The sequence below is a fragment of the Breoghania sp. genome (assembly GCF_963674635.1).
In the GTDB taxonomy this organism is placed as follows: domain Bacteria; phylum Pseudomonadota; class Alphaproteobacteria; order Rhizobiales; family Stappiaceae; genus Breoghania.
The window spans coordinates 1,711,638-1,734,090 of the sequence record NZ_OY771475.1 but is presented as its reverse complement, the minus strand read 5'-3'; the positions used below and the strand labels follow the sequence as shown (position 1 = coordinate 1,734,090).

The 22,453-nt window shown below is 61.6% G+C and carries 27 protein-coding genes; 9 read left to right on the top strand and 18 right to left on the bottom strand.

Annotated features, from left to right (window positions below):
- Positions 1 to 246 precede the first annotated feature (246 nt).
- The 4 genes from glp to ABGM93_RS07625 all read right to left on the bottom strand — a co-directional run bounded on the left by glp (position 247) and on the right by ABGM93_RS07625 (position 3,423).
- Positions 247 to 1,554, bottom strand: a complete 1,308-nt coding sequence (gene glp, locus ABGM93_RS07640) for a gephyrin-like molybdotransferase Glp (protein WP_321504971.1) — start codon at positions 1,552 to 1,554, stop codon at positions 247 to 249.
- Positions 1,544 to 2,065 carry a molybdopterin-guanine dinucleotide biosynthesis protein B gene (mobB, locus tag ABGM93_RS07635; protein ID WP_321504969.1) on the bottom strand — a complete coding sequence of 174 codons (522 nt, stop codon included), beginning with the start codon at positions 2,063 to 2,065 and terminating at the stop codon, positions 1,544 to 1,546. Before mobB ends, glp begins: the two co-directional genes overlap by 11 nt.
- A complete protein-coding gene (gene mobA, locus ABGM93_RS07630; protein WP_321504963.1) occupies positions 2,062 to 2,748 on the bottom strand; it encodes a molybdenum cofactor guanylyltransferase MobA in 687 nt (228 codons plus the stop codon). The genes mobB and mobA overlap by 4 nt, the downstream gene beginning before the upstream one ends.
- 216 nt (positions 2,749 to 2,964) lie before the next feature.
- Complete coding sequence (locus ABGM93_RS07625) at positions 2,965 to 3,423, bottom strand: BLUF domain-containing protein (RefSeq protein ID WP_319771880.1); 459 nt, start codon at positions 3,421 to 3,423, stop codon at positions 2,965 to 2,967.
- Between the two features lie 356 nt (positions 3,424 to 3,779).
- Here ABGM93_RS07625 and ABGM93_RS07620 point away from each other — a divergent pair, with 356 nt between their 5' ends.
- The 4 genes from ABGM93_RS07620 (at position 3,780) to ABGM93_RS07605 (ending at position 6,865) form a co-directional block, all read left to right on the top strand.
- A complete protein-coding gene (locus ABGM93_RS07620; protein WP_321504961.1) occupies positions 3,780 to 5,042 on the top strand; it encodes a DUF3419 family protein in 1,263 nt (420 codons plus the stop codon).
- A gap of 51 nt (positions 5,043 to 5,093) precedes the next feature.
- The gene (locus tag ABGM93_RS07615) at positions 5,094 to 5,753 is read left to right on the top strand and encodes a methyltransferase domain-containing protein (protein WP_321336018.1); all 660 of its coding nucleotides are present in this window, start codon (positions 5,094 to 5,096) and stop codon (positions 5,751 to 5,753) included.
- A 104-nt stretch (positions 5,754 to 5,857) separates the two neighbouring features.
- Positions 5,858 to 6,244, top strand: coding sequence for a hypothetical protein (locus ABGM93_RS07610; RefSeq protein WP_321504959.1), 387 nt, complete (start codon positions 5,858 to 5,860; stop codon positions 6,242 to 6,244).
- 228 nt (positions 6,245 to 6,472) lie between these two features.
- The gene (locus tag ABGM93_RS07605) at positions 6,473 to 6,865 is read left to right on the top strand and encodes a hypothetical protein (RefSeq protein ID WP_321504956.1); all 393 of its coding nucleotides are present in this window, start codon (positions 6,473 to 6,475) and stop codon (positions 6,863 to 6,865) included.
- A gap of 26 nt (positions 6,866 to 6,891) precedes the next feature.
- On the opposite strand, the gene ABGM93_RS07600 is transcribed toward ABGM93_RS07605, so the two are convergent.
- From ABGM93_RS07600 to purC, 5 genes are all read right to left on the bottom strand, one after another.
- On the bottom strand, positions 6,892 to 8,097 hold the full coding sequence (locus tag ABGM93_RS07600) for a hypothetical protein (RefSeq protein WP_321504954.1): 1,206 nt from the start codon (positions 8,095 to 8,097) through the stop codon (positions 6,892 to 6,894).
- 5 nt (positions 8,098 to 8,102) lie between these two features.
- Entirely contained in the window at positions 8,103 to 8,777 is a 675-nt protein-coding gene (gene purQ / locus ABGM93_RS07595; protein WP_321504953.1) for a phosphoribosylformylglycinamidine synthase subunit PurQ, read from the bottom strand.
- A 24-nt stretch (positions 8,778 to 8,801) separates the two neighbouring features.
- The gene (locus ABGM93_RS07590; protein ID WP_321504951.1) at positions 8,802 to 8,936 is read right to left on the bottom strand and encodes a hypothetical protein; all 135 of its coding nucleotides are present in this window, start codon (positions 8,934 to 8,936) and stop codon (positions 8,802 to 8,804) included.
- Between the two features lie 119 nt (positions 8,937 to 9,055).
- Complete coding sequence (gene purS / locus ABGM93_RS07585) at positions 9,056 to 9,295, bottom strand: phosphoribosylformylglycinamidine synthase subunit PurS (protein ID WP_321504949.1); 240 nt, start codon at positions 9,293 to 9,295, stop codon at positions 9,056 to 9,058.
- Between the two features lie 86 nt (positions 9,296 to 9,381).
- A complete protein-coding gene (purC, locus tag ABGM93_RS07580; protein ID WP_319771871.1) occupies positions 9,382 to 10,179 on the bottom strand; it encodes a phosphoribosylaminoimidazolesuccinocarboxamide synthase in 798 nt (265 codons plus the stop codon).
- Between the two features lie 376 nt (positions 10,180 to 10,555).
- Between purC and ABGM93_RS07575 the strand changes: the two genes are divergently transcribed.
- From ABGM93_RS07575 to ABGM93_RS07560, 4 genes are all read left to right on the top strand, one after another.
- Positions 10,556 to 10,879, top strand: a complete 324-nt coding sequence (locus ABGM93_RS07575; RefSeq protein ID WP_321504947.1) for a DUF1476 domain-containing protein — start codon at positions 10,556 to 10,558, stop codon at positions 10,877 to 10,879.
- Between the two features lie 246 nt (positions 10,880 to 11,125).
- The gene (locus tag ABGM93_RS07570) at positions 11,126 to 11,905 is read left to right on the top strand and encodes an aldolase/citrate lyase family protein (RefSeq protein WP_321504945.1); all 780 of its coding nucleotides are present in this window, start codon (positions 11,126 to 11,128) and stop codon (positions 11,903 to 11,905) included.
- A gap of 403 nt (positions 11,906 to 12,308) precedes the next feature.
- Positions 12,309 to 12,527, top strand: coding sequence for a hypothetical protein (locus tag ABGM93_RS07565; protein ID WP_319771868.1), 219 nt, complete (start codon positions 12,309 to 12,311; stop codon positions 12,525 to 12,527).
- 134 nt (positions 12,528 to 12,661) lie between these two features.
- The gene (locus tag ABGM93_RS07560; protein ID WP_321504940.1) at positions 12,662 to 13,525 is read left to right on the top strand and encodes an aldo/keto reductase family oxidoreductase; all 864 of its coding nucleotides are present in this window, start codon (positions 12,662 to 12,664) and stop codon (positions 13,523 to 13,525) included.
- Positions 13,526 to 13,608: 83 nt separating this feature from the next.
- Here ABGM93_RS07560 and ABGM93_RS07555 read toward each other — a convergent pair whose 3' ends face one another.
- The 7 genes from ABGM93_RS07555 to ABGM93_RS07525 form a co-directional block, all read right to left on the bottom strand.
- The gene (locus tag ABGM93_RS07555) at positions 13,609 to 14,598 is read right to left on the bottom strand and encodes a hypothetical protein (RefSeq protein ID WP_321504938.1); all 990 of its coding nucleotides are present in this window, start codon (positions 14,596 to 14,598) and stop codon (positions 13,609 to 13,611) included.
- A gap of 213 nt (positions 14,599 to 14,811) precedes the next feature.
- Positions 14,812 to 15,372 (bottom strand): alpha/beta hydrolase, encoded by a 561-nt coding sequence (locus ABGM93_RS07550; protein WP_321504936.1) that lies wholly within the window; start codon positions 15,370 to 15,372, stop codon positions 14,812 to 14,814.
- 27 nt (positions 15,373 to 15,399) lie between these two features.
- Complete coding sequence (purB, locus tag ABGM93_RS07545; RefSeq protein WP_321504935.1) at positions 15,400 to 16,728, bottom strand: adenylosuccinate lyase; 1,329 nt, start codon at positions 16,726 to 16,728, stop codon at positions 15,400 to 15,402.
- A 62-nt stretch (positions 16,729 to 16,790) separates the two neighbouring features.
- A complete protein-coding gene (locus ABGM93_RS07540; RefSeq protein WP_321504933.1) occupies positions 16,791 to 17,411 on the bottom strand; it encodes a hypothetical protein in 621 nt (206 codons plus the stop codon).
- A 111-nt stretch (positions 17,412 to 17,522) separates the two neighbouring features.
- Positions 17,523 to 18,173 (bottom strand): hypothetical protein, encoded by a 651-nt coding sequence (locus ABGM93_RS07535; protein WP_321504931.1) that lies wholly within the window; start codon positions 18,171 to 18,173, stop codon positions 17,523 to 17,525.
- Positions 18,161 to 18,502 carry a hypothetical protein gene (locus ABGM93_RS07530; RefSeq protein ID WP_321504929.1) on the bottom strand — a complete coding sequence of 114 codons (342 nt, stop codon included), beginning with the start codon at positions 18,500 to 18,502 and terminating at the stop codon, positions 18,161 to 18,163. Before ABGM93_RS07530 ends, ABGM93_RS07535 begins: the two co-directional genes overlap by 13 nt.
- 22 nt (positions 18,503 to 18,524) lie before the next feature.
- On the bottom strand, positions 18,525 to 19,415 hold the full coding sequence (locus ABGM93_RS07525) for a LysR family transcriptional regulator (RefSeq protein ID WP_321504927.1): 891 nt from the start codon (positions 19,413 to 19,415) through the stop codon (positions 18,525 to 18,527).
- Positions 19,416 to 19,536: 121 nt separating this feature from the next.
- Here ABGM93_RS07525 and ABGM93_RS07520 point away from each other — a divergent pair, with 121 nt between their 5' ends.
- A complete protein-coding gene (locus tag ABGM93_RS07520; RefSeq protein WP_321504923.1) occupies positions 19,537 to 20,535 on the top strand; it encodes an aldo/keto reductase in 999 nt (332 codons plus the stop codon).
- Positions 20,536 to 20,572: 37 nt separating this feature from the next.
- On the opposite strand, the gene ABGM93_RS07515 is transcribed toward ABGM93_RS07520, so the two are convergent.
- Both ABGM93_RS07515 and ABGM93_RS07510 read right to left on the bottom strand, forming a co-directional pair.
- Positions 20,573 to 21,775, bottom strand: coding sequence for a crosslink repair DNA glycosylase YcaQ family protein (locus tag ABGM93_RS07515; protein WP_321504921.1), 1,203 nt, complete (start codon positions 21,773 to 21,775; stop codon positions 20,573 to 20,575).
- A gap of 32 nt (positions 21,776 to 21,807) precedes the next feature.
- Positions 21,808 to 22,413, bottom strand: a complete 606-nt coding sequence (locus tag ABGM93_RS07510) for a LysE family translocator (protein WP_321505780.1) — start codon at positions 22,411 to 22,413, stop codon at positions 21,808 to 21,810.
- Positions 22,414 to 22,453 lie beyond the last annotated feature (40 nt).

Below are 22,453 nucleotides of genomic sequence, written 5' to 3'. Positions count from 1 at the left end.
TGTGAATTTGTTGCCTGGTCGGATTTATTGCCCGGTTACGGCCAATGCGCCGAAACCAGGTGGACGGGCTGGAGAATGCAACCCTTCACCCAAACTCATATTCCCATTAAAAAACAAGGCAACGCAACCGTCTTCGCGCCGGGAAGGTGTCGTGCAAGCAAGTTTTTTTTGCACGATTACATCGTGAGCAGGAGGTGGCGTCAGATTTGCCACATCACGATGAGCGATCAGGCAGCGTCAGGGCTGCTATTTGCCCGGCAGCCCGAATTCGGTAAACGGGATGAAGCTCACGATATCGCCGCGTTTGATGCCGGTGGTGTCCTCTGCGATCTCGATCAGACCATCCGCCTCACGCAAGCCCGTGATCAGGCCCGATCCGTCGCGTTCGAACTTGTCGACAACCAGCCGTCCCTCGTCGTCGCGGGTCAGCCAGCCACGCGAAAACTCGCGGCGTCCTGTCTTTTTTTTCTTGATCTCGAAGGCGGCGGGAAGCGGCAGCCGTACAGGCTCGGGCCAGGGCGCGCCCGACATGGCGACGAGAACCGGACGCACGTAGAACAGGAAGCACACCATGGCGGCCACCGGGTTGCCGGGCAGGCCCAGCATGATGCAGTCGTCGATCTGACCGAAATTCATCGGTCGGCCCGGCTTGATGGCGAGCTGCCACATATGGCGGGTGCCCAGCGCATCGAGCGCGGCGACGAGATGATCTTCCTCCCCCCGGCTCGCGCCGCCGGAAGACAGGATCGCCTGATGGGTTTCGCTTGCCTTGCGGATCGTGGCCCGGATCGTCTCCGGCTCATCCGGCAATACACCGAGATCGGTCACCTCCACGCCGACACTCTCCAGAAGTGCGCGCAGAAGATAGACGTTGGAATCATAGACCTGGCCCGGCGCAATGGGCGCGCCCGGACGCACGATCTCGTCGCCCGTCGACAGGATCGCCACCTTCAGCTTGCGCGCAACGGTGACCCGGTCCTGCCCGATGGAGGCGATGGCTGCAATTTCTTGCGGGCGCAGGCGGCTGCCCGCGGGAATGAGCTCAGCACCTTCGGCCACGTCCTCGCCCGCAAGGCGCACATTCGCGCCCTTTTTCAGGCCCGGAGGAATGATCACGAAGGGCGCATCGTCCTGCTCGTGCGTCTCGCAATCTTCCTGCATGGCGACCGTATCCGCGCCAACCGGCATGACGGCCCCGGTGAAGATGCGCGCCGCGCGACCCGGCAACAGCGGTTCCGGGGCGGGGTGACCGGCGGGAATGCGCTGGTCGATGGGAAAGAAGCCGCCCGTCGCGTCATAAGCGCCATGGGCAAAGGCGTAGCCGTCCATGGCGGAATTGTCGGTGAGCGGCACATTGCGTGGGGCGATGACGGGCTCCGCCAGAATGCGTCCGGCCGCCTCCTCCAACGCAACGCTTTCATTTTCGGCGACGGCGCTCACCCGCTCGCGCAGCAACGCGATGGCCTCGTCATGCCGCAGCCGGTCGCTGTCATGAAGGAAACAGTCGTCGACGAGCTTGCGCGTCCTGAGGGGGAGGGGGGTGTCAGATGTCATTGCGTTCCGCCAATCCGCAGTGGTTGACGATGAAGTCGGCGATCGCGGGGATGTCGTTCAGATCGAGAACCGGCACGCTTTCCCCGCTAACCTCGTGGTCGGAAGCGATGGCCACGATCGCCGGGTCGTCGGGCGTGAGCGGGGCGTCCTTGGACGATCCAAGGCGTCGCGCCTCGATCTTGGCATGCGCCTCGCGCTTGTAGCCTTCCACCAGCACCAGGTCGCAGGGCGACAGGCGGCTGAGGACGGCCTCAAGTGGGGGCGCGTCGTCGCCACGCAGCTCGTGCATCAGCGCCCAGCGATGGCCGGAAACCAGAGCCACCTCGATGGCGCCTGCCTCGCGGTGGCGATGGCTGTCTGTGCCCGGCTTGTCGATATCGAATTGGTGATGGGCATGCTTGACCGTGGAAACCCGGTAGCCGCGCCGGGTCAACTCGCTCACCAGCCGCTCCACGAGGGTCGTCTTGCCCGAATTCTTCCAGCCGGTGATACCGAAGACGGTTTGCGTCATGCGGAAGTCTCTTTGTTTTCGTTGGGCTTGCCTGCGTCGGGCCCCTGTGGGGTCTTGTCGGAAAGCATCCGTTCCGCGATCGCCAGATCCTCCGGCGTATTGATGTTGAAGAACGGGTCGGCTCCATCGCGAAGGGGGAAGTCCACGAAGAGGTTGCGGTGCCTTTCAGCCCAGGCGAGTACCTTGCGCGGGTTGTCGCCGGAAAGCCATGCGGCCAAATCGTCCGCCAAATCTACCGGCCAAAGTCCGAAAACGGAATGCCGGTTTCCACCCGAAGCTGCAATTGCGATGCCCGGTTCATCGCCGAGGCCATCAACAAGACGGGCAACAAGATCATCGGGAAAGAATGGCGTATCGGAGGCTGCCGACACGACGTATTGCGCCTTGGGAGCATTTGCCTGCGCCCAGCGCATGCCCGCCAGAACACCCGCCAGCGGCCCCACGAATCCCTCCACCGGATCGGCGGCAATCGGCAGGTTGAACCGGGAAAATCGCTCCGGATCGCCGTTGGCGTTGAGCATCACCATATCGACCTGCGGATCGAGCGCGGCAATCAGATGCGCCATCAGCGTCTTGTCGCCCAGCGGCAGCAGCGGCTTGTCGCAGCCGCCCATGCGGCGCGCCAGCCCACCGGCCAGAATGCAGCCAACCACCATCGGTCGGTCCTGCGCCTCGTTACTCATGCGTCACTCCCGGATAGGTTCGCGCGGCTGTTTGCGGGTCGAAATAGGCTCTGCTAGCCCAGCCCATGCAACGCCTGCGCGTCAAGAACGGTTTGTGTCGCGTATAAAGGGATTTTCCGGCCAACGAAACCGGATCGCTCAAGAGGGCAGACGCAAGGCCGAGATCCGGCCGTGCGCGTCTGCCTGAGCCGATGGACGCATGTGGAGAACGCGCGTTCAGATCTGGAGCAGGCGATTCGTAAGCTGAGCCTCTGCCAGATCGCCCGCGATATAGGCCATCAGGGCGAGCACGTCTTCTGCGGTCGCAGTCTGCGGGCGCGGCATGATCATGGAAAGCTGCCCGGGCAATTCTCTGCCGTGATCGAGGCGGAGATCTGCGAAATAGAGCCAGCTGTCGTGGAAGAGCCTGTATTCGACGGCCTTGCGCGACAGGATGGTCACGTCCTGATGGCGCGGATCGGCAAGGGCGCGTTCCAGCGCGTCGGACACGAAGTCGACCGGGCCTTCCATGAGATGAAAGATGTGGGTGTCGGTGAGAATGAGTGCACCGGTAATACCATTGAGCGCGTTCATCTGGCGGATCTGGCGGACGGTGCCTTCGATTTCCGCCCCCACGCCGCTCGCGTCCATTTCCGACTTGATTCGGCTGCGATAGCAAATCTGGTAGAGGCTCATGGTTCCCTCCTCGCGCGGCATGCGCCTTGAACGCTTCTCCCGAGCCGCTCATACACCCTCGCTTGAGCGTCTCACCTTCCAGATCGTCCAAGTCTTGGGGGCTCGGGTAAAATTCAAGTAAATTTCGTTGTTAATACGCAGCATTACGGTCTGCCCGGCTAAGGAAATATGGGCGAGGTCCACGCTCCTGCGCCTGGAACCTGTCGCCTGCTACCGTAAAATGTGGCCGGGAGCGTCAAACGAGGGCGTCCGCGTCACCAAACTGTCGCCAACTCTGGGTAAGTCTCGCGAAATGGTTGCGCTTGCCGTGCACGAACCGGCAGCAACAGGCGCGCTGAAAGAGCGGAGACGAGGCGATGGCAGATCAAGCCCTGAACGAATCTTCCCGGCGTCTGAAGGAGGCGGTGCACCGTTCCGCGGCCGGGACGCGCGAAGGTTTTCTGGAGCGCATGTTCACCTTCGCCTTCAAGGGGCTGGTCTATCCGCAGATCTGGGAAGACCCGGAAGTGGATATGGAGGCGCTGCAGCTGGGGTTGGAAAGCCGGATGGTCACCATCGCGTCGGGCGGTTGTAACGTGCTGAGCTATCTGACCGCCAATCCGGCCGAGATCGTCGCCGTCGATCTCAATCGCGCCCATGTGGCGCTGACCCGGCTGAAGCTCGCGGCAGCAAAGCACATGCCCGGATACGAAGCCTTCTATCGCTTCTTTGGTGAGGCGGACGAAAAGGCCAATATCGCGGCCTATCATAGGTTTTTGAAAGACCGGCTCGACCCGGAGACGCGCGGCTACTGGCAAGGACGCAGCCTGTCCGGCTGGGGGCGCCGCCGCATCACGCTCTTTTCCCGCGATCTCTATGATCACGGCCTTCTGGGCTACTTCATCGGGGCGGGGCACTTCGTGGCGCGCCTTTATGGCATCGACCCCAAGGACATGCTGCGCGCCCGCTCGATGGATGAACAGCGCACCTTCTTCGATACGGCGCTTGCGCCGATCTTCGACAAGCGGCTCGTGCGCTGGGCGACCTCGAAGAAGATGTCGCTCTATGGCCTCGGCATTCCGCCTGCCCAGTACGAGGCGCTTGCCTCCGCCGGTGGCGGCGACATGGCGGGGGTGCTGCGCCAGCGACTGGAAAAGCTCGCCTGCGACTTTCCCATGTCGGAAAACTACTTCGCGTGGCAGGCCTTTTCCCGCGGCTATGCGCCCCTGGGCGACGGCAAGGGGTCGTCCGGTCCCGCCGGTCCCCTGCCGCCCTACCTCAAGGCCCGTCATTTCGATGAGATCCGCGCGCGCGCGGATCGTGTGGCCGTGGTCAACCGCTCCTTCACCGAGCATCTCGGCCAGCAGGAAGCCGGATCTCTCGACGCCTACGTGCTGCTCGATGCGCAGGACTGGATGACCGACGCCCAGCTCAATGCCCTGTGGAGCGAGATCACCCGAACCGCGCGCAAGGGCGCACGGGTGATCTTCCGCACTGCCGCCGAGCCGACCCTTCTGCCCGGTCGCGTGGATGAGGCGACGCTTGCGCGCTGGACTTACCGGGAGGAGGAAAGCCGCGTCCTCCACGCGCGCGACCGTTCCTCCATCTATGGCGGCTTCCACCTCTACACGCTCAACTGACATTCACAGCCTCAACAGACCGGGAAGGGCCGACGCGCGGTCCGCATCGCCATGTCCGATATTGCCGCCCCGCACAGCGGGGATCTGATGGATCGGGTCTACCGCTATCAGCGACACATCTACGATCTGACCCGAAAGTACTATCTCCTGGGGCGCGATCATCTCATCGCCTCGCTCAACCCGCCGGAGCGAGGGCATGTGCTGGAGATCGGCTGTGGCACGGGCCGCAATCTCATCGCGGCCGCCCGTGCCTATCCGCGCGCGCGCTTTTACGGCCTCGATATCTCGTCGGAAATGCTGGCGACGGCGCGGGCCAATATCGAACGGGCGGGGCTGAGCGACCGGATCACGCTGGCGCGCGGCGATGCGGCGGCTTTCGATCCTGCGGCCATTTTCGGCCGTGTCTCTTTCGATCGGGTGTTCTTCTCCTATTCGCTCTCCATGGTTCCGCCCTGGCGAACGGCGTTGGAATGCGCGGCCGCAGCCCTCGCGCCGGGCGGTCGACTGCATGTTGTCGACTTTGGTCAGCAAGAACGCTTGCCGCGCGTCTTTCGGGCGATGCTGTTCGTGTGGCTCAAGAGCTTCCACGTTACGCCAAGGCCAGATCTGTTCCAGGCGCTTTGTGACATCGCGGAAGCCGAAGGTGGAGCGGTGCGCACGGCGCCGCTTTATCGAGGGTACGCGTGGTATGGCGAAATCCGCGCGCTTTGAAGCGGCTGCCCCGAAGTGACCATTGGTCATTGCGAATTCACGCAGCGGTCTTCCCCATTTTCAGGCAGAATGTTTCTAATCGTATCTGAGAAATGGGGGACAGGATGAAACTGGCTTCAAGATTCCTCGCCGCCTTTGCGGTTCTTGTCTGCGCATCGACATTCGACTTTTCTGCCTTCGCGCAAGGTCGGCTGCTGGAGGTCTACGTCGCCTATCTGGGGCCGGATGATCATTACAATTCGCGCGGTCAGCGGCTATCCGAGCCCTGGCAAGTGATCAGGCAGGACCGGGCGAACTACCACCGTTTCGGCATTCGGGATCGCGGCGACGAGGGCGACCGCTTCTTCGCGTCTGCCGCAAATCGCGCTCGCATGGAACGCATGGTTCTGAAAGGCTTCATTGATGGCAATGCGGGCTGGCGTGTGGTCAACGACAACTGCTGGATACGTGTGGAAATCTACGAGGACTCCGTTCGCGTCAAAGTGAGGTGATGCGCGTGCTATTCGGCGCAGCGATCGATGAAAGTTGCGAACAGATGCCAAGACCGGCGACGCGTTCGGCGATGGGGCTATCGTGTTTCTCAGAAAGAAAAACGCGGGCCGCGTGCCAAATGCGCGTTTGACAAAAAAGACTTGAGCCGCGGGTAGTGGTCAGGCGATAAATTCAAACAAAAACCATTGCATGACAACATTCACTTGGTTCGATGGGAAATCATCAGCATGACACGTCTTCTTCTGTCTGCCATGGCTGCCGCGTTCGTTTTGGTCTCCTCGTTCGCTGCCTCCGCTCTTCCTCTCAATACGTCCGCCACACCTCAGCTCGACGCGACGGTAACGCTCGTTGCCGGCAAGCGCCGTCAGCTCACGCAGGCGGAGGTCCGCAAGGCATATGTCGGTCATACCGCGACTTCACGTTCGCACCAGACCACCTACAAGGCCAACGGCACCTGGACGAACAAGTCTGGTCAGAAGGGGCGCTATTCCATCACGAAAAGCGGATTGCTGGTGATGACGGGTGACATCAACCTGCGCCTCAAGATCTTCCAGGATGGCAAAGGCTACTATCACCAGAACGCCCGCACAGGCGAAGGCGGCTATTACTCGGTGCGTTGATGCAAAAAGTGCGTTGGGGGACGCGCTTATTCCCCTTCCACTGGTGCTCCGAAGGCGACAACGGCTGCGCAGATCACGCCAAGCAGCGCATAAAGGACTGCGCCGCGGATCTCGTGCCGCCTGATCGCGCTGAGTGAGGCGATCAGGCATTGCAGCGCATAGAAAAGCGCAAAGCAGCGTGAGGCCAGCGTGATCAGCGAATAGATATTCGTTTCCCAGGTGATGAGTGCAGCGATGACGGCGATCAGCGGGTAGGCGTAGTTGACCCGCACGCGGCCTCCGGTGATGTCGTGCAAAAGGCCGCCAGCGCCGAGTGTATCGGCGATCGCCGCGCTCGACTGGCTGGCGAGCGCACCGATCATGATCAGTGCAGGCAGGACGATCGATACCGGCTTCAACATGTCGACGATGGCGGCGATGCCTGCGCCGGTGACGTCAATGGCCAGAAGCGGGATCATCGCGAAGAAGAAGGCGAGATAGATGATCCCGGCCAGGATCTGCGCCTGCTTCATGGTGCTGATACGCATCTGCGTGTCGTAGGCATTGCCGAGAAAGCGCGAGGTCTCAAAGCCCTGCACGACGATCAACAGGCCAAGGAAGACGGGCACGTTCTTCGTTTCGAGATGGCCGGGAATGGTCGTGATCGTGCCGGTGGCGAGTTCGCCGAGGCCAAAGACAGCAAGTCCCGCGATAAGCCCTGCGATGATCGCGAGTTTCAGCGAGACGGTATAAACCTCCACCCGCTCCACGGCGGAAAATCCCCGCGTGAAACCGACCCCCGCGATAAGCGCGAGGCAGATCGTGACGACAATCTTCACTGCGGTTTCATCGACGATGCCGAACGGCTTCAACCCGAACGAGGCGAAGAGGACAAGATAGTAGGTGACGGAGACGAAATAGGCGAAGGCGAGAACGAGATGAGACAGCCGCTCCAGCGAGGAAAGACCGAGCGGTGCACTGCCATCCTCGAAGATCGGTTCCACATGGCGGATATTGTGGCGGATCGCGCCACCGATCAGGTAGGCGAGCACCAAAAGCCCGGCCATGGGCATGATCGCCCAGGCGCCCGCCATTTCGCGCAGGATCGGCACGGTAACGAGAAAGCCGGAACCGATGATGGAGGCAAGCGGCGTGGCAATGGCGCGCCAGCGGACCCGTCCTGCTACCTGCGGCAGCATCAGGAAGATGCCCGCCGCAAGCGTCGCGAGGATCGCTGTTGCGCCGATGATCACCGCGCTTACGCCACGCTGAGCGCCTGTATCACGCTCTCGAAGAGACGGCGCCCATCCGTGCCGCCCTGTGCGGGCTCCACCAGATTTTCAGGGTGGGGCATCATGCCGAGCACGTTGCCCGCCTTGTTGACGATGCCGGCAATGTCGTTGATCGAGCCGTTCGGGTTGGTGTCTTGCGCATAGCGGAAAACCACGCGCCCCCCGTCTTCAAGCTCTTTCAGTGTGTCCTGATCGGCGAAATAGTTGCCGTCATGATGTGCGACCGGGCAGCGCCAGACCTGATCCTTCTCGAAAGCGCCTGAGAAGGCTGTGTCGGTGTTCACGGTCTTGAGCATCACGTCCTTGCAGACGAATTTCAGATCCGCATTGCGCATCAGCGCGCCGGGCAGGAGCCCGGTTTCGGTGAGGATTTGGAAGCCGTTGCAAACGCCCAGAACCAGCCGTCCGCGCTCCGCCATGCGCGAGACTTCCGCCATGACAGGCGAACGCCCGGCAATGGCCCCGCAGCGCAGATAGTCGCCATAGGAGAACCCGCCAGGCAGGACGACAAGGTCCACATCCGGCATTTCTGTATCCTGATGCCAGATGGCGACGGGCTTCTTGCCGGTGACAAGCTCCAGGGCGTGCAGCATATCGCGGTCACGATTGGAACCGGGAAAGACGACAACGGCTGATTTCATGGGTTTTACACTTTGTGCGAGTAGCTAGACCAGAAAGTAGAGGGCAATGACGCCGATGACCACGGGCATGATGAAAAACATCGTGACCTTGAGCAGCAGCAGGCGCATGAGCATCGCGTTCCGCTCTGGGTCGTTATTCTTGTTGCTGTTGTTGGCCATCGCCGGCCTCCTGTAGGTGTATCCGCCGCATTGGGCATTTTGCCCCTGAGGCGGTTTTCCGGAGATAATTCCGTACGCCGCGCCAGTGGCAGACGCGGGCGGAGCGGCAGGTCTCGGGATCAGGAAAGCTCGATCGCGTAGTTCTCGATCACCGTGTTGGCGAGAAGCTTCTCGCACATGGCTTCGAGATCCGCGCGGGCTTTGGCCTGATCGGCACCTTCCAGTTCGATGTCGAACACCTTGCCCTGGCGAACCCCTCCCACGCCTGCGAAGCCGAGCGCGCCAAGCGCACCCTCGATTGCCTTGCCCTGGGGGTCGAGTACGCCATTCTTGAGCGTGACGGTGACACGTGCCTTCATTTTTCGTCCTGATGCGATAGGTCGGCCAAAACAAAAACGCCCGTGCCGGTTCGTTGCACGGGCGTTCGAATTACATCATAGCGGCGCTACTTCACAAGCACCGGACCGGAGCCGTGCGGCCGGTCGTTCTCGATCAGGATGCCGAGACGGCGCGCGACTTCCTGATAGGCCTCCACGAGGCCTCCCATGTCGCGGCGGAACCGGTCCTTGTCGAGCTTGTCATTGGTCTTGATGTCCCACAGACGGCATGAGTCGGGGGAAATCTCGTCGGCAAGAACGATGCGCATCATCTCGCCTTCCCAAAGGCGACCGCATTCGATCTTGAAATCGACAAGCCGGATGCCGGCGCCGAGGAACAGGCCGGAGAGGAAGTCGTTGATGCGGATGGCCAGCGCCATCACATCGTCGATTTCCTGCGGCGTAGCCCAGCCAAAGGCCGTGATGTGCTCTTCGGAGACCATCGGGTCGTCGAGTTCATCGTTCTTGTAGTAGAACTCGATGATCGAGCGCGGCAGCTGCATGCCTTCTTCAAGGCCGAGACGCTTGGCCAGCGAGCCGGCCGCCACGTTGCGCACGACCACCTCCAGCGGAATGATCTCCACTTCGCGGATGAGCTGTTCGCGCATGTTGAGACGGCGGATGAAGTGGGTCGGCACACCGATCGCGTTCAGATTGGAGAACACGAATTCGGAGATGCGATTGTTCAGCACACCTTTTCCGTCGATGACTTCGTGTTTCTTGGCGTTGAAGGCGGTCGCGTCGTCCTTGAAATGCTGGATGAGCGTGCCGGGCTCCGGTCCCTCATAGAGGATCTTGGCCTTGCCTTCATAGATGCGCCGGCGGCGATTCATGGGTATGTACCGTGGTTTGTTAAGGAAATCCATTTGCGATGGATACTCCGTTTTCCGTTCCCTGTCGCGATGGCTGCGTTGCCGGCGGCACTGGAATCGTGACGTTTCTCCCGCGAGTGAGGCTGGAACCTACCTGAAATGGGTTCAAAGTACAATCGGCAGACATGGCTCTGCGAGCGGAGTTTTGCCCCCGTCCGGGAAGCGAAACATGGGGATGGTGCCGGGCGGGGGCGCGACCAGTTTTCAGCGCCATTGATTTAGGCGGCAGCGATAGCTATTCAGTAGCCGCATTGTGGCAAAGGCGTTGCTATCAAGGTCTTGAATTGCCATATTTAAGGAACGGAATGTGGCCCCTCAAAGGGCTGCCCCGCCGCAACGCTCGCGGCCGGTCTCAGGGCAGGAGAAGACCATGAGCACGTTTGATGATCGCAAGGATTCCTTTGTACAGGGGTACGCCATTAGCGAAGAGCTTCAGTTTCGCGCCGCAGCGCGTCGAAACCGGCTGTTGGGAGAATGGGCTGCCGAAAAACTCGGCATGACAGGCGAGCAAGCGAAGGAGTATTCGCTCTCCATCGTTCGCACCGATTTCGACGAGCCTGGCGAGGAGGATGTGTTCGCCAAGATTCGTGCGGATTTCGACGCCGGCAAGGTCGAACAGTCGGATCATCAGATCCGCCGCGTCATGGCCGAGCTCATGGAAGAGGCCGTCCGACAGGTCAAGGCCGGCGAATAGGCCGGACACAGTCTGAAAATTCTGGGGGCCGCAGCGGGTATACTCGCTGCGGCCTTTTTATTTGGATTGGTCTCATCGCGAAAAACTGTTGCAGCTCCAGCGGATATGGAGAAACTCAAGTTCAAGGCGGGGCGACCGCTCACGGACTGGTCCAATTGACGGCGGCGATGCTGTGCACGATATGCGTCAGCTGCCATTGCTGCATTTTCGTCGGCTTACGAGATCGGCATAGTATGAGGAACGACCATGATTGAACCCGCAATGACCTTGGCAAACCGGTTGCGTGCCGGAGAGACGATCGCCACCGCATGGTCGACGCTGGCCGGGCCTGTATTGCCGGAGGTACTCGTTCGGGCGGGATATCAGGCCGTGACCCTGGACATGCAGCACGGGATGCACGATTTCGCGTCGGTCGTTCAGTCCATCGCCGCTGTCGTGCATGCGGGTGGGCACCCGGTCGCGCGGGTGCCTGTTGGCGACTATGCGACAGCATCGCGCCTGCTTGACGCCGGCGCGCAGGCGATCATCGCGCCGATGATCGGATCTGTGGAGGATGCGACCGCCTTTGTCTCCCAGATCAAGTATCCCCCCGCTGGCACCCGTAGCTGGGGGCCGGGGCGGGCAATGGAATTGCAGGGCGTGGCTGAGGGGCAGGCATATTTGATGAGTGCGGACGCCGAAACGCTTGGCCTCGGCATGATAGAGACGCGCGCTGCTCTGGAGGCGGTGGACGATATTCTTGCCGTGGATGGGCTGGATGGCGTCTTTGTCGGTCCGGCGGATCTCTCCATTGCCCTGTCGGATGGCGCGCGCTGCGAGCCGAGCGGCGAGGAGGTGCAGCAGGCCGCAGGCCGGATCGCCGCAGCTGCAATCCGGGTCGGCAAGATTGCGGGCATTTATTGCAACACCCTCAAGGATGCTCGCAGGGCCCGCGACATGGGCTTCACCTTCATTTCCTGGGCGAGCGACCAGGCCATCATTCGCGCCGGTGTCTCCGCGTTGCACGATCCATTCGCCGAAGGCTGAGCCAGCGCTCGGCAAACACAACGAGCCAGCCATAACTGATTGGTCCCAGCCATCGCTGATTGGTCATTGCAGGCCTGCGAGATGAACGCGGGCCTGACCCCTTGCGCATGAGTTGGGCAAGCTGATGCGTGTGAGATCCGCGTTTCTGCACTTCGGTCAAGTGTGTGTTTAATATGAATAATATTAATTCGTGGAGAAGCGGTTTTAAAAAGGCGAGAATTTAAGTGAGTATGGTGTTGTGTGTCGAAAAATCGCGTTGAACTCATTTAAAGAGCGCGAGATACTCTAGGGCATGCGGCGGCTGCACGGGGAGCGGGGCAAAGAGGCTTCGCGTGTGGGCCACGATCTGCGGGTCCGGGAACGATATCCGGGCCCTGTTCCGAACTCAGGAGGAATTCGGGTCATGTGGAAGCTCGCCATTATCATTTTCATCATTGCCGCTCCGACGCTTGCGGGCATCGGCGCTCTGATCCCCTTGTCGGTTTTCGGGGTCGGAGAGATTGATTTTCGCGCGGTCCTGCTGGCTGTTCTATGCGGGGTGATCATCGCCGTGCCGGCAAGCTATTTTGTCGCCCGGCGGCTCAGCGGATTGCTCAATCCACGCGGTGGGCATCCGGCCTGAGCGCTGCCCGGAAGGGCGGGATGAGAAATTTCTGAGTCTTGGCCCGATTTATCGCGGGCAATCGGTTTCTTGTGTCCTATTTTGTCTTGCTTGTGGCGACCTGAGGGCAGGCCGCAAGGCATCAGGAGTTTCTCATGAGCGTGATTGACAAGGCTGGCACCTTCACCTTGGGCGATCGTCCGGTGAAGCGGATCGGTTATGGCGCGATGCAGCTTGCGGGTCCGGGCGTCTTTGGCCCGCCCAAGGACCGCGCGGAGGCACTTGCCGTGCTGCGCGAGGCGGTTGAGCTCGGTGTCGATCACATCGACACCAGCGACTTCTACGGGCCTCACGTCACCAATGAGATCATCCGCGAAGCGTTGCATCCCTATCGCGACGATCTGGTCATCGTCACCAAGGTCGGTGCTGTACGCGGGACGGATGCCTCCTGGAAACCGGCGTTTTCGCCACAGGCACTGACACAGGCTGTCCACGACAACCTCAAGAACCTGGCTCTGGACGTGCTGGAGGTGGTGAACCTTCGTCTCATGTTCGATCCTCATGCGCCTGCCGAAGGGCCCATCGAGGAACCTCTGACGGCTCTCGCCGAGCTTCAGGCCAAGGGGCTCATCAAGCACATCGGCCTCAGCCATGCCACTGCGCGGCAGGTGGCGGAAGGGCGGGGGATCTGCGAAATCGTCTGTGTGCAGAACATGTACAATGTTGCCAGCCGCAAGGATGATCCGCTGATCGATGAACTGGCGGAGCACGGCACGGCCTTCGTGCCCTATTTCCCGCTCGGCGGCTTCACCCCGCTTCAGTCCGACACGCTGGATGCGGTTGCCGCAAAGCTGGAGGCGACGCCGATGCAGGTGGCGCTGGCATGGCTGCTGCGCCGTGCGCCGAACATGGTGCTTATCCCCGGAACGTCGTCGCGCGCGCATTTGCGTGAGAACATCGAGGCCGCGGGTCTGGACCTGCCCGACGATGTGATGGCTGAGCTCAACGCCATCGGGTGAGTGGGTAAGGCGGACCCGAACAAAAAAGCGATCCGCAGATATGTGTTTGCGGATCGCTTTTCTTTTGAGCGGATATGGGCCGGTCAGTGTGTGGTATCAGGCCCTGTCTTTGCATCGCGCATGGTGCCTTGGATGAAGGCTATCGAGGCCTTCATCTTTTCGCTCTCCCACGCGTTCAGCGTGACCGGCAGCTGCTTGAGGATACCCTCGCGGCCGATGATGCACGGCATGCTCAGCGCCACGTCCCCGTCATGACCATACTGGCCACGCAACGTGGTGCAGGCCGGATAGACGCTGCGCTCGTCCAGCAGGACCGCCTTGGCCATGGTAACAGCTGACTGGGCAACACCGGCATTGGTCCAGCCCTTGCCGTTGAAGACCTCGTAGGCCGCGCTGATGATCTTGGCCTTCACGATCTCCGGATCCTGAATGTTCTGGCTGGGCGTGAAATAGGCGTCGAGCTTGGCAAAGGGGATGCCCGCCACGTTGACATGGCTCAGCACTGGGAAGGCCGTGCTGCCATGTTCGCCCATCATGTAGCCGGTGACCGACTTGGGATCGACGTCATAGGTTTCTGCGATGAGCCTGCGCAGCCGCGCGGAATCCAGCATGGTTCCGGTGCCAAAAACGCGGCCCCTCGGGTATCCGAATTCGTTTTCCGCGATATAGACCATCGTATCCAGCGGATTGGTGATCAGGATGACGATGGCATCCCTGGTGTGCTGGGTGATCCCGGCCATGACATCACGGATCACGGCGCAGTTGGTCTTTGTCAAAAGCGTGCGATCTGGTTCGGCTGTGGGATCGTCCGGATCCGGAATGACGCTGGGGCCCGCGGCAACGATGATGACGTCCGCATCCGTGCATTGCTCGTATCCGCCTGAGCTCACGGTCACATTGTTCATGTAGGTGAGCGCGGTGGCCTGCGCCTGGTCCAGCGCCTCGCCATAGGCGACGTTTTCCAGAACGTCGATGACGCCGATTTCCGCAAAGAGCCCGAGCTTCATGGCGTCGGCAAGCACATAGGAGCCGACGTGTCCGACGCCGACGACAACAAGTTTGTTCTTATGCATGATCTTTTCTTTGCGTAGTCAAGGCAGGAAGCTGCTGCCGGAAGAGCGGGAGAGGAAGGAAGACGCTTCCAAGGGGTACCTAAACCCGGGTTCCATGCTCTTCAAGAGGACATCATCTCGCAGCCGCAGAATGATCAGACACCCAAAGGCGCCGCCGCGGCCGCGTTTGATACAGGCTGACAAGCCGGAAACTTGCCAACGGGTGCGGCAGCTTCAGCCGAGCCGCGACATGAACTTCGCAAAGGACAGCAGGCCCTCCGGCCACGGGCCCTGACCGCTTTCGGCATTGATGTGCCCGGCATCGCCCGCATCCTGAAATTGCGCACCCCACGCATGAGCGATCGTCTCCGCTTTCGTCCAGGCAGCATAAGGATCCGTGCGGCTGGCGACGAGCACACTGGGGAAGGGCAGGGGCGCGCGCGGGATTGGGTCGGTGGCGAACCCCTTGAGCGCATCCGGCAGAAGGCTTGCGTCTTCGATGTCGGGCATTGCGACGAGATAGGCCCCCGCCACCTTGCCCTCATCGAATTGCGGGGCCGCATGGGCGACGGTCACCACACCCAGCGAGTGGGCGACCAGGATGACCGGCTTCTTTGCCGTGTTGACGGCTCGTGTCAGCCTCTCCACCCAGTCCGTCAGGTGCGGCCGGTCCCAGTTTCCCATCTCCACCCGGCGGGCGGTGGAAAGCTTGGCCTGCCAACGCGTCTGCCAGTGGTCGGGTCCGGAATTGCCGAGACCCGGGATGATGAGAATATCTGCTTGGGACGCTTTCATGGAAGACGCTCGCCTCCTGTTTGAAGGTCAGGCTTCGCCGAAGACCCGCTTGAAGATCGTATCCACATGCTTGGTGTGGTAGCCGAGATCGAACCGCTCGCGAATTTCTTCTTCCGAAAGGTGGGAGCGCACGTCCTCATCGGCCAGAAGCTGTTCGAGGAAATCGACCGTGGCCGAACCGGAGACGTGGTAGCTGTCCCACACCTTCATGGCGTTGCGCTGGACAAGGCGATAGGCGTCCTCGCGCGAGCAACCGGCCTGCGTCAGCGCCAGCAGGATGCGCTGGGAATGTACGAGCCCGCCGAGACGGTCCATGTTGCCGACCATGCGTTCGGGATAGACGACCAGCTTGTCGATGACACCGGTCAGGCGCACCAGCGCGAAGTCCAGCGTGACGGTCGCATCCGGGCCGATCATGCGCTCCACGGAAGAGTGCGAGATATCGCGCTCGTGCCACAGGGCGACGTTTTCCATCGCAGGAAGGGCGTAGGAACGCACCATGCGGGCAAGGCCGGTGAGGTTTTCCGTCAGCACCGGGTTGCGCTTGTGCGGCATGGCGGAGGAACCCTTCTGGCCGGGCGAGAAATACTCTTCCGCTTCCAGAACTTCCGTACGCTGCAGGTGACGGACCTCGATGGCAAGCCGTTCCACGGACGAGGCGATGACACCGAGCGTCGCGAAGAACATGGCGTGACGGTCGCGCGGGATCACCTGCGTGGAAACCGGCTCCACCGAAAGGCCGAGCTTTTCCGCGACATGCTCTTCCACGCGCGGATCGATATTGGCGAATGTGCCGACGGCGCCGGAGATGGCACAGGTCGCAACGTCCTTGCGGGCGGCGACGAGGCGTTCGCGGTTGCGCTCGAACTCGGCATAGGCCTGGGCGAGTTTGAGGCCGAAGGTCACCGGCTCGGCGTGAATGCCGTGCGAACGACCGATGGTGACGGTGTCCTTGTGCTCGATCGCGCGGCGCTTGATGGCCTCAAGCAGCTTGTCGAGATCGGCAATCAGAAGGTCGGCGGCGCGCGCCAGCTGCACGGCGAGGCAGGTGTCCAGAACGTCGGAGGAGGTCATTCCCTGATGGACGAAGCGCGCTTCCGGCCCGACGATCTCCGCCAGATGCGTCAGGAAGGCGATGACGTCGTGCTTGGTCTCGCGCTCGATCTCGTCAATGCGCTCGATATCGAATTCGGCATCCTTGGCCTTGGCCCAGATGGTTGCCGCAGCCTCCTTCGGGATGACGCCGAGTTCGGCCAGCGCGTCTGCGGCATGCGCCTCGATCTCGAACCAGATGCGGAACTTGGCCTCCGGCGACCAGATAGACGTCATGTCGGAGCGGGAATAGCGCGGGATCATCGGCGCGGGCCTCATCTTGAAGAAGGGGGATTTGCGCGCCGTCTAGCAGGAATCCGGGCCGATCACAATTGCTGGCTTGCCGGTTCTGGCCTGCGATCTGCGGGCGTGCCGCGTCGGTCCCGCCCCGCGCCGCGCCGTCCGTCGGTGCGGGAGAACATCAGTCCGGCTGCAAAAAGCAGCGGAATACCGGCGGGAAAGAGCAAGGGCAGCCCGTTGACCGCAAAAATGTAGACCGCCTGCGCGCCTGTGAAAAACGTTTGCCAGAACCACTCGGTCGTAAACGGTTCCGCATGCCATGCCGCGTAGTAGCGATTGAAATGCAGGTAGAAGAGAAAACCGGTGAACCCTACCGTGCCGAGCGTCAGCGACACCACCATGGCCGCAAAGCGGGCCGATTTTTGCGGCCTGCGCATGACGAGGATGACGGCTGTCGGGAAGCCCGTCAGCGCGCCGATGACACCGCCTGCAAAGAAGATCGCGAGAATGACGGCCATGCGCCCGTCAACGGCCTGCGCCTCGCCGTAGAGCCGGGAGAAAGCGATGAGGACCATCGCTGCGCCCCATGCCCCTGCAATAGTCACGAGCTTGCCGATGAGCCGCGCAACCGGCACACGCGGCTTGCGCCGGTCAGTGCGGCGACGTTCGACAAACGGCCTGACAGGATGGCTCGGCTGGGCGGTCATGTTTCAGTTCTAGCAGGAAAAGCCTCTAGAAACCGTTGCGATTGTTTGGGGGGGGGCGAGGGCCGAGATTGGGCGCGAGGGCGTCAGTCTCGGTCCGCTGGCCTGTGTTCTCTAGTCGATGATCTTGCATTCGACGACGCCCGGGGCGTCGAGACCGAAGATGCTCTTGACGTCTTTGCATTCGATCGAGACGCGTTCGGCCTGCACGAACTCCAACTCGCTGACCTTGCTGCCAAGTCCGGCCATAAGGCTTTCCCGAGCTTTGGCCGCCCAATCGATCTTGGTGCCCGAGGGCGGAATGACGACAATTCTGTCTGGCGCAAAGTGTGCCGTATAGCTGAACGTGCCGACCCTCTCGTTCCGATTGGGCAGGGTTCCGGGGATCGTCCTTCGATTGGTGAAGGCATGAAGCCCGGTTCCGTTCATCTTTCCGATCAGCAGGAACATCCGCCAACCCGGCATTCCGGCAACGGGTACGCTTTTGGTAAATGCCATTTTTTCGGCAGTGAGGGGCTCAAATGCAAACCCGTTTTTTTCGCGGCATCCTTCGAAGCTGCCGTCTTCCCCGACAGGGCAAAAGTGGTAGATTCTCTCTCTTTTGAAGTCGCCAAGCGTCGGGCCGTTGGCGCGAAAGAAGGTGGCGATATAGGGACGTCCCGGTTGGATATTCAGCTGGGTGCCCCGTTCTGATAGTTCTGCAACCTTGGTACCCGCGCAAGACGCAAGCAGGAGCGATACGGCGAATACGATCAGAATGCGCATGACGAGCGGAGGTCTCCGGAGAAAACGCGATAAGTATCAATCGCGTTTTTGATAGATTTGAAATGCACCGGGCGCAAGCAGGGGCCTGACAGGTCTGCGCTCTGGAACTCTACCCGTTCCGCCCCCTTGAACGCCCGGATGCGGTCGAGTTCCGCCTCCAGTTTGTCCCCACGCCCGGTCGATTTGCACAAACCCGGCTCCCACCACAGCCCAGCGACGCGCAATTCGCCCTCCTTGCGATGGTGTTTCATGTCGATGCAGGTGACCAGTCGATCGCCTTCCACGAGCGGGAAAACGTAACAGCCATATTCGCTCTTGGGTTCGGGCACGATGATCCGGTGCGAGGGCTCTTCAGCCGCGAACGCGATAGAAGTCGATGAAGGCACGAAGGGCGGGGCGCATATATTTGCGCGAAGGCGTATAGATGTAGACGCCGTCGAAAGGCGCACACCAGTCTTCCATGACGCTGACAAGGCGTCCGGCCGCGATATCCTTCACTGCCGCCTCTTCAAAGATAAAGGCGAGGCCGATGCCGTCCACCGCCGCCTGCCGGATCAGATCCTGACGCGGCAGGATCAGCGGGCCGGAGACCGAAACGGTCAGTTCCTGCCCGTCCTTTTCCAGTTCCCAGCGATAGATCTGGCCGCTTGAAAAGCGACGACGGATGCAGCGATGCGCGGCAAGGTCCCGCGGATGTTTGGGCGTGCCGTACCGCTCCAGATAATCCGGAGACCCGACGACCCACCCGCGACGCGGGCCGCTGGCCCTGACCGCGATCATGTCGGGGGAGAGATGCTCGCCGAGCCGCAACCCGGCATCGCAACCGGTCTCGACCAGATCCTCGAACGCATCGTTGGTGCGGATGTCGAGTTCGATCGCCGGATAGCGGTCAAGGAAGGCGCTCAGACGCGGCATGATCATGTCTTCGGCGATGAGAGCGGGCATGGTGAGCCGCAACGGCCCAGCGGGCGCGCGCTCCTTGTCGATCAGTTCCGAAAACCCTGCCTCGATTTCCGCCAGCGGCTCGTCGACCCGTGCGAGCAGCCGCTGACCTTCCTCGGTCAGTTGCGTGCTGCGTGTGGTGCGCGCCAGCAATCTTGTAGCGAGCGAGGCTTCGAGCGCCGAAACGGCGTGGCTGACGGCGGAGGGCGCGATGCCGAGCTGGCGCGCGGCGGCGCGGAAACTGCCGGAGCGGGCAACGGTCGCGAAAACGAGGAGCTGGGGGAGGCGTGTCCGGTTCATTGTGCGAAAAAATAGAACAGCCCGATCTCATTTGCACGACTTATCTAATCAGCGAAGGCGCTTATCTTGCGGTTCATGTCGTCATGGGAGCGAATGGAATTTCCGCGAAAGGATTGAGATGATGAAAACAAGAAACCTTGGATCCACGTTGCAGGTCTCGGCGGTCGGCTTCGGCTGCATGGGGTTGAGCCATGCCTATGGCGGCTACGATCACGGCGCTGCAATCGATACCCTTCACCGCGCCGTCGATCTCGGTGTCACGCTATTCGATACTGCCGAAGTCTACGGTCCGTTCGAGAACGAGATCCTGGTCGGCAAGGCGCTGGCACCGTTTCGCGACAAGGTGACGATTGCGACCAAGTTCGGCTTCAGACTGAGCGCCGACGATGCCGATTGGGGGGCGATCGCAGGAATGAACGGGCGTCCCGAACATGCCCGTGAAGTGGCCGAGGCGTCGCTCAAGCGACTGGGAATCGAGGTGATTGATCTCTACTACCTCCACCGCGCCGACCCGAACGTGCCGATCGAGGACACTGTCGGCGCGATGGCGGATCTGGTGGCCCAGGGCAAGGTGCGCGCGCTCGGGCTTTCGGAAGTCTCGGCGGAAACCTTGAAAAAGGCCCATGCCGTTCATCCCATTTCCGCTCTCCAGAGTGAATATTCCCTCTGGACGCGCGACGTGGAAACAAACGGTGTGCTTGAGACCTGCCGGGAGTTGGGCATCGGCTTCGTGCCCTTCAGCCCGCTCGGGCGCGGCTTCCTGACCGGCACCGTCACCTCCACGCAAGGGCTGGGCGAAAAGGACTTCCGCCGTACGCTTCCTCGCTTCCAGGCGGAAAACGCGGAAGCCAACCGTCAGCTCGTCGGCGTCATCGAGGAAATTGCCGGACGCAAAGGTGTGACGGCGGCACAGGTCGCTCTGGCCTGGGTGCTCGGGCAGGGCGACACGATCGTGCCGATTCCGGGCGCCCGGCGGATCGCGCATCTGGAACAGAACGTCGCCGCCGCCGACATTGAATTGACGGCCGAGGAACGCGATCTACTGACGCGCACCTTCGCGCCGGATCAGATCGCGGGTGGGCGTTATCCGGCAGCCATGGATGCGATGGTTCAGAAGTAGTCGCGGTCCACGAAAAAATGGGCGGGGCAGTGGTGCCTCAGGTGCCGACAGTGTCGGCGAAGGTCACCTGTTCCGCCCCCGTGAGCGCCCGGATGCGGTCGAGTTCCGCTTCCAGTTTGTCCGCACGCCCGACCGATTTGCGCATACCCGGCTCCCACCACAGCCCAGCGACGCGCAATTCGCCCTCCTTGCGATGGTGTTTCATGTCGATGCGCCCGACCAGTCGATCGCCTTCCATGAGCGGGAAAACATAATAGCCATATTCGCGCTTGGGTTCTGGCACGAAGATCTCGATGCGATAGCGATATCCGAAAAGCCGCTCAGTGCGCGCCCGGTCGCGGATGAGCGGATCGAAGGGGCTCAGAACCCGAAGCCGCGAAGGCGGCTCAGGGGGAGCGGCAATCGCCGCCTCGATATCCGGGCGGGCAAGCGCGCCGCGCACCGATCCATCGGCATTCTCCACGCCAACCTCGATAAGGTCTCTCCGCTCCAGTGCCCGGGCGCACCATTTTCGCGCCTCATCGAGTTCGATGAGGTCCCAGAAACCGGCAATCTCGGAAGGTGTGGCGAAGCCCAGCCGGTCGATGGCGCTGGCACATGCCCAGTCCACGAAGGCCTCGTGCGACACTTGCGCGCCGAAATGCTCCGCCGGAATGGCGCGTTCGCTCAGGTCATAGACTTTCTGGAACCCCTGACGCCGGACGACGGCGAGATCGCCCGTACGCCACAGATATTCCAGCGCCGTCTTGGTCGGATGCCACTCCCACCAGCCCTCGTTGCGCTTCTTCGGGCCGCTGTCGTTGCCGAGATCGCGCGCCATGGTCGGGCCGTTTGCCTCGATGTGAGCGCGCACGTCTTCCAGCACATGGGCGAATTCATCACGCTGCCAGCGCGTGAAACGCTCCATGAGCCGTGCCCCGTCGCGCGCGAAGCGATGCTTCCAGTAGCCATAGAACGGAGCCGGGATCACCGATGCGTCATGGGTCCAGTTCTCGAACAGGCGGCCCTCCCGCTCGTGCAGCCGCTTGAGATCTGCGGGCCGGTAGCACTGGCTTCGCGAATGGAGAATGTGGTGATGCGCGCGCTCCACGGTCTGGATGCTGTCGAGCTGCACGAAGCCCAGTTTCTCGATGAGTGCGTAAAGCTGATCGGGCGAGAGCCGGTTGCGCGGCTGCATGGAAAGCCCTTGCAGGTCGATCAGCAGGCGGCGGGCATCGGCGTTTCGGATCGTGAGCGTCATGCAGTCATCATTTCAGACGGTTCAGAGCCTGCCTAGCTGCGCGAAAGCAGCAGGCGCAGGCCCGCATAGCCAAAGACCATGGCCAGCGCCCCCTCGATCCAGCGCCGCGCCTTCTGATAGGCGCGCACCATGGGGCGGGTGGAGAAAACCAGCGCATAGCCGACGAAAATGAGAATGCCCAGCAACAGACACCCGGCGAGGATTGCGGGAAGCGTATAGGCGGGGGCATCCGGGTGCAGGCCCAGCGCCATGATCGCAATCCAGCCCAGAACCGCCTTGGGATTGGTGAGATGCATCAGCAGACCGCGCCGGTAATGCCTCAGCAGGCTGGACCCCGGGCCGGTCGCCACAGCCTGCGACGGCTGTGCGGTCATTGCTGATTTCGCGGCCTTGCAGGCGAGCCAGAGCAGATAGAGCCCGCCCGCAATCTTGATGACGAAAAGCGCCTCTGCATAGGTCGCAAGCACGGCGGAAAGCCCGGTGGCGGCCAGAACCGCCCAGCACTGGCTGCCCGTCACGACGCCGAACGCAAGCGCCACGGCGGAGCGTCGCCCGTGGTTCATGGCGACCCCCATGATCGCCATGTTCGAAGGACCGGGGCTGGCCACCGTGATCACATAAGCGGCGAAAACCAGCATCAACTGGTGGAGATGGATCGTGCTCACCCGTCAGATCTCC

Excerpts from the sequence above, each read along its gene's own strand:
- ABGM93_RS07520 (WP_321504923.1), top strand. The coding sequence starts at position 19,537 with ATGAAAACAAGAAACCTTGGATCCACGTTGCAGGTCTCGGCGGTCGGC.
- ABGM93_RS07565 (WP_319771868.1), top strand. The coding sequence starts at position 12,309 with ATGTGGAAGCTCGCCATTATCATTTTCATCATTGCCGCTCCGACGCTT.
- ABGM93_RS07535 (WP_321504931.1), bottom strand. The coding sequence starts at position 18,173 with ATGCGCATTCTGATCGTATTCGCCGTATCGCTCCTGCTTGCGTCTTGC.
- purS (WP_321504949.1), bottom strand. The coding sequence starts at position 9,295 with ATGAAGGCACGTGTCACCGTCACGCTCAAGAATGGCGTACTCGACCCC.
- ABGM93_RS07510 (WP_321505780.1), bottom strand. The coding sequence starts at position 22,413 with ATGCTGGTTTTCGCCGCTTATGTGATCACGGTGGCCAGCCCCGGTCCT.
- ABGM93_RS07555 (WP_321504938.1), bottom strand. The coding sequence starts at position 14,598 with ATGCATAAGAACAAACTTGTTGTCGTCGGCGTCGGACACGTCGGCTCC.
- ABGM93_RS07575 (WP_321504947.1), top strand. The coding sequence starts at position 10,556 with ATGAGCACGTTTGATGATCGCAAGGATTCCTTTGTACAGGGGTACGCC.
- mobB (WP_321504969.1), bottom strand. The coding sequence starts at position 2,065 with ATGACGCAAACCGTCTTCGGTATCACCGGCTGGAAGAATTCGGGCAAG.
- ABGM93_RS07525 (WP_321504927.1), bottom strand. The coding sequence starts at position 19,415 with ATGAACCGGACACGCCTCCCCCAGCTCCTCGTTTTCGCGACCGTTGCC.
- glp (WP_321504971.1), bottom strand. The coding sequence starts at position 1,554 with ATGACATCTGACACCCCCCTCCCCCTCAGGACGCGCAAGCTCGTCGAC.
- ABGM93_RS07610 (WP_321504959.1), top strand. The coding sequence starts at position 5,858 with ATGAAACTGGCTTCAAGATTCCTCGCCGCCTTTGCGGTTCTTGTCTGC.
- purQ (WP_321504953.1), bottom strand. The coding sequence starts at position 8,777 with ATGAAATCAGCCGTTGTCGTCTTTCCCGGTTCCAATCGTGACCGCGAT.
- ABGM93_RS07590 (WP_321504951.1), bottom strand. The coding sequence starts at position 8,936 with ATGGCCAACAACAGCAACAAGAATAACGACCCAGAGCGGAACGCGATG.
- ABGM93_RS07605 (WP_321504956.1), top strand. The coding sequence starts at position 6,473 with ATGACACGTCTTCTTCTGTCTGCCATGGCTGCCGCGTTCGTTTTGGTC.
- ABGM93_RS07570 (WP_321504945.1), top strand. The coding sequence starts at position 11,126 with ATGATTGAACCCGCAATGACCTTGGCAAACCGGTTGCGTGCCGGAGAG.
- ABGM93_RS07515 (WP_321504921.1), bottom strand. The coding sequence starts at position 21,775 with ATGACGCTCACGATCCGAAACGCCGATGCCCGCCGCCTGCTGATCGAC.
- purC (WP_319771871.1), bottom strand. The coding sequence starts at position 10,179 with ATGGATTTCCTTAACAAACCACGGTACATACCCATGAATCGCCGCCGG.
- purB (WP_321504935.1), bottom strand. The coding sequence starts at position 16,728 with ATGATCCCGCGCTATTCCCGCTCCGACATGACGTCTATCTGGTCGCCG.
- ABGM93_RS07625 (WP_319771880.1), bottom strand. The coding sequence starts at position 3,423 with ATGAGCCTCTACCAGATTTGCTATCGCAGCCGAATCAAGTCGGAAATG.
- ABGM93_RS07560 (WP_321504940.1), top strand. The coding sequence starts at position 12,662 with ATGAGCGTGATTGACAAGGCTGGCACCTTCACCTTGGGCGATCGTCCG.
- mobA (WP_321504963.1), bottom strand. The coding sequence starts at position 2,748 with ATGAGTAACGAGGCGCAGGACCGACCGATGGTGGTTGGCTGCATTCTG.
- ABGM93_RS07550 (WP_321504936.1), bottom strand. The coding sequence starts at position 15,372 with ATGAAAGCGTCCCAAGCAGATATTCTCATCATCCCGGGTCTCGGCAAT.
- ABGM93_RS07540 (WP_321504933.1), bottom strand. The coding sequence starts at position 17,411 with ATGACCGCCCAGCCGAGCCATCCTGTCAGGCCGTTTGTCGAACGTCGC.
- ABGM93_RS07615 (WP_321336018.1), top strand. The coding sequence starts at position 5,094 with ATGTCCGATATTGCCGCCCCGCACAGCGGGGATCTGATGGATCGGGTC.
- ABGM93_RS07620 (WP_321504961.1), top strand. The coding sequence starts at position 3,780 with ATGGCAGATCAAGCCCTGAACGAATCTTCCCGGCGTCTGAAGGAGGCG.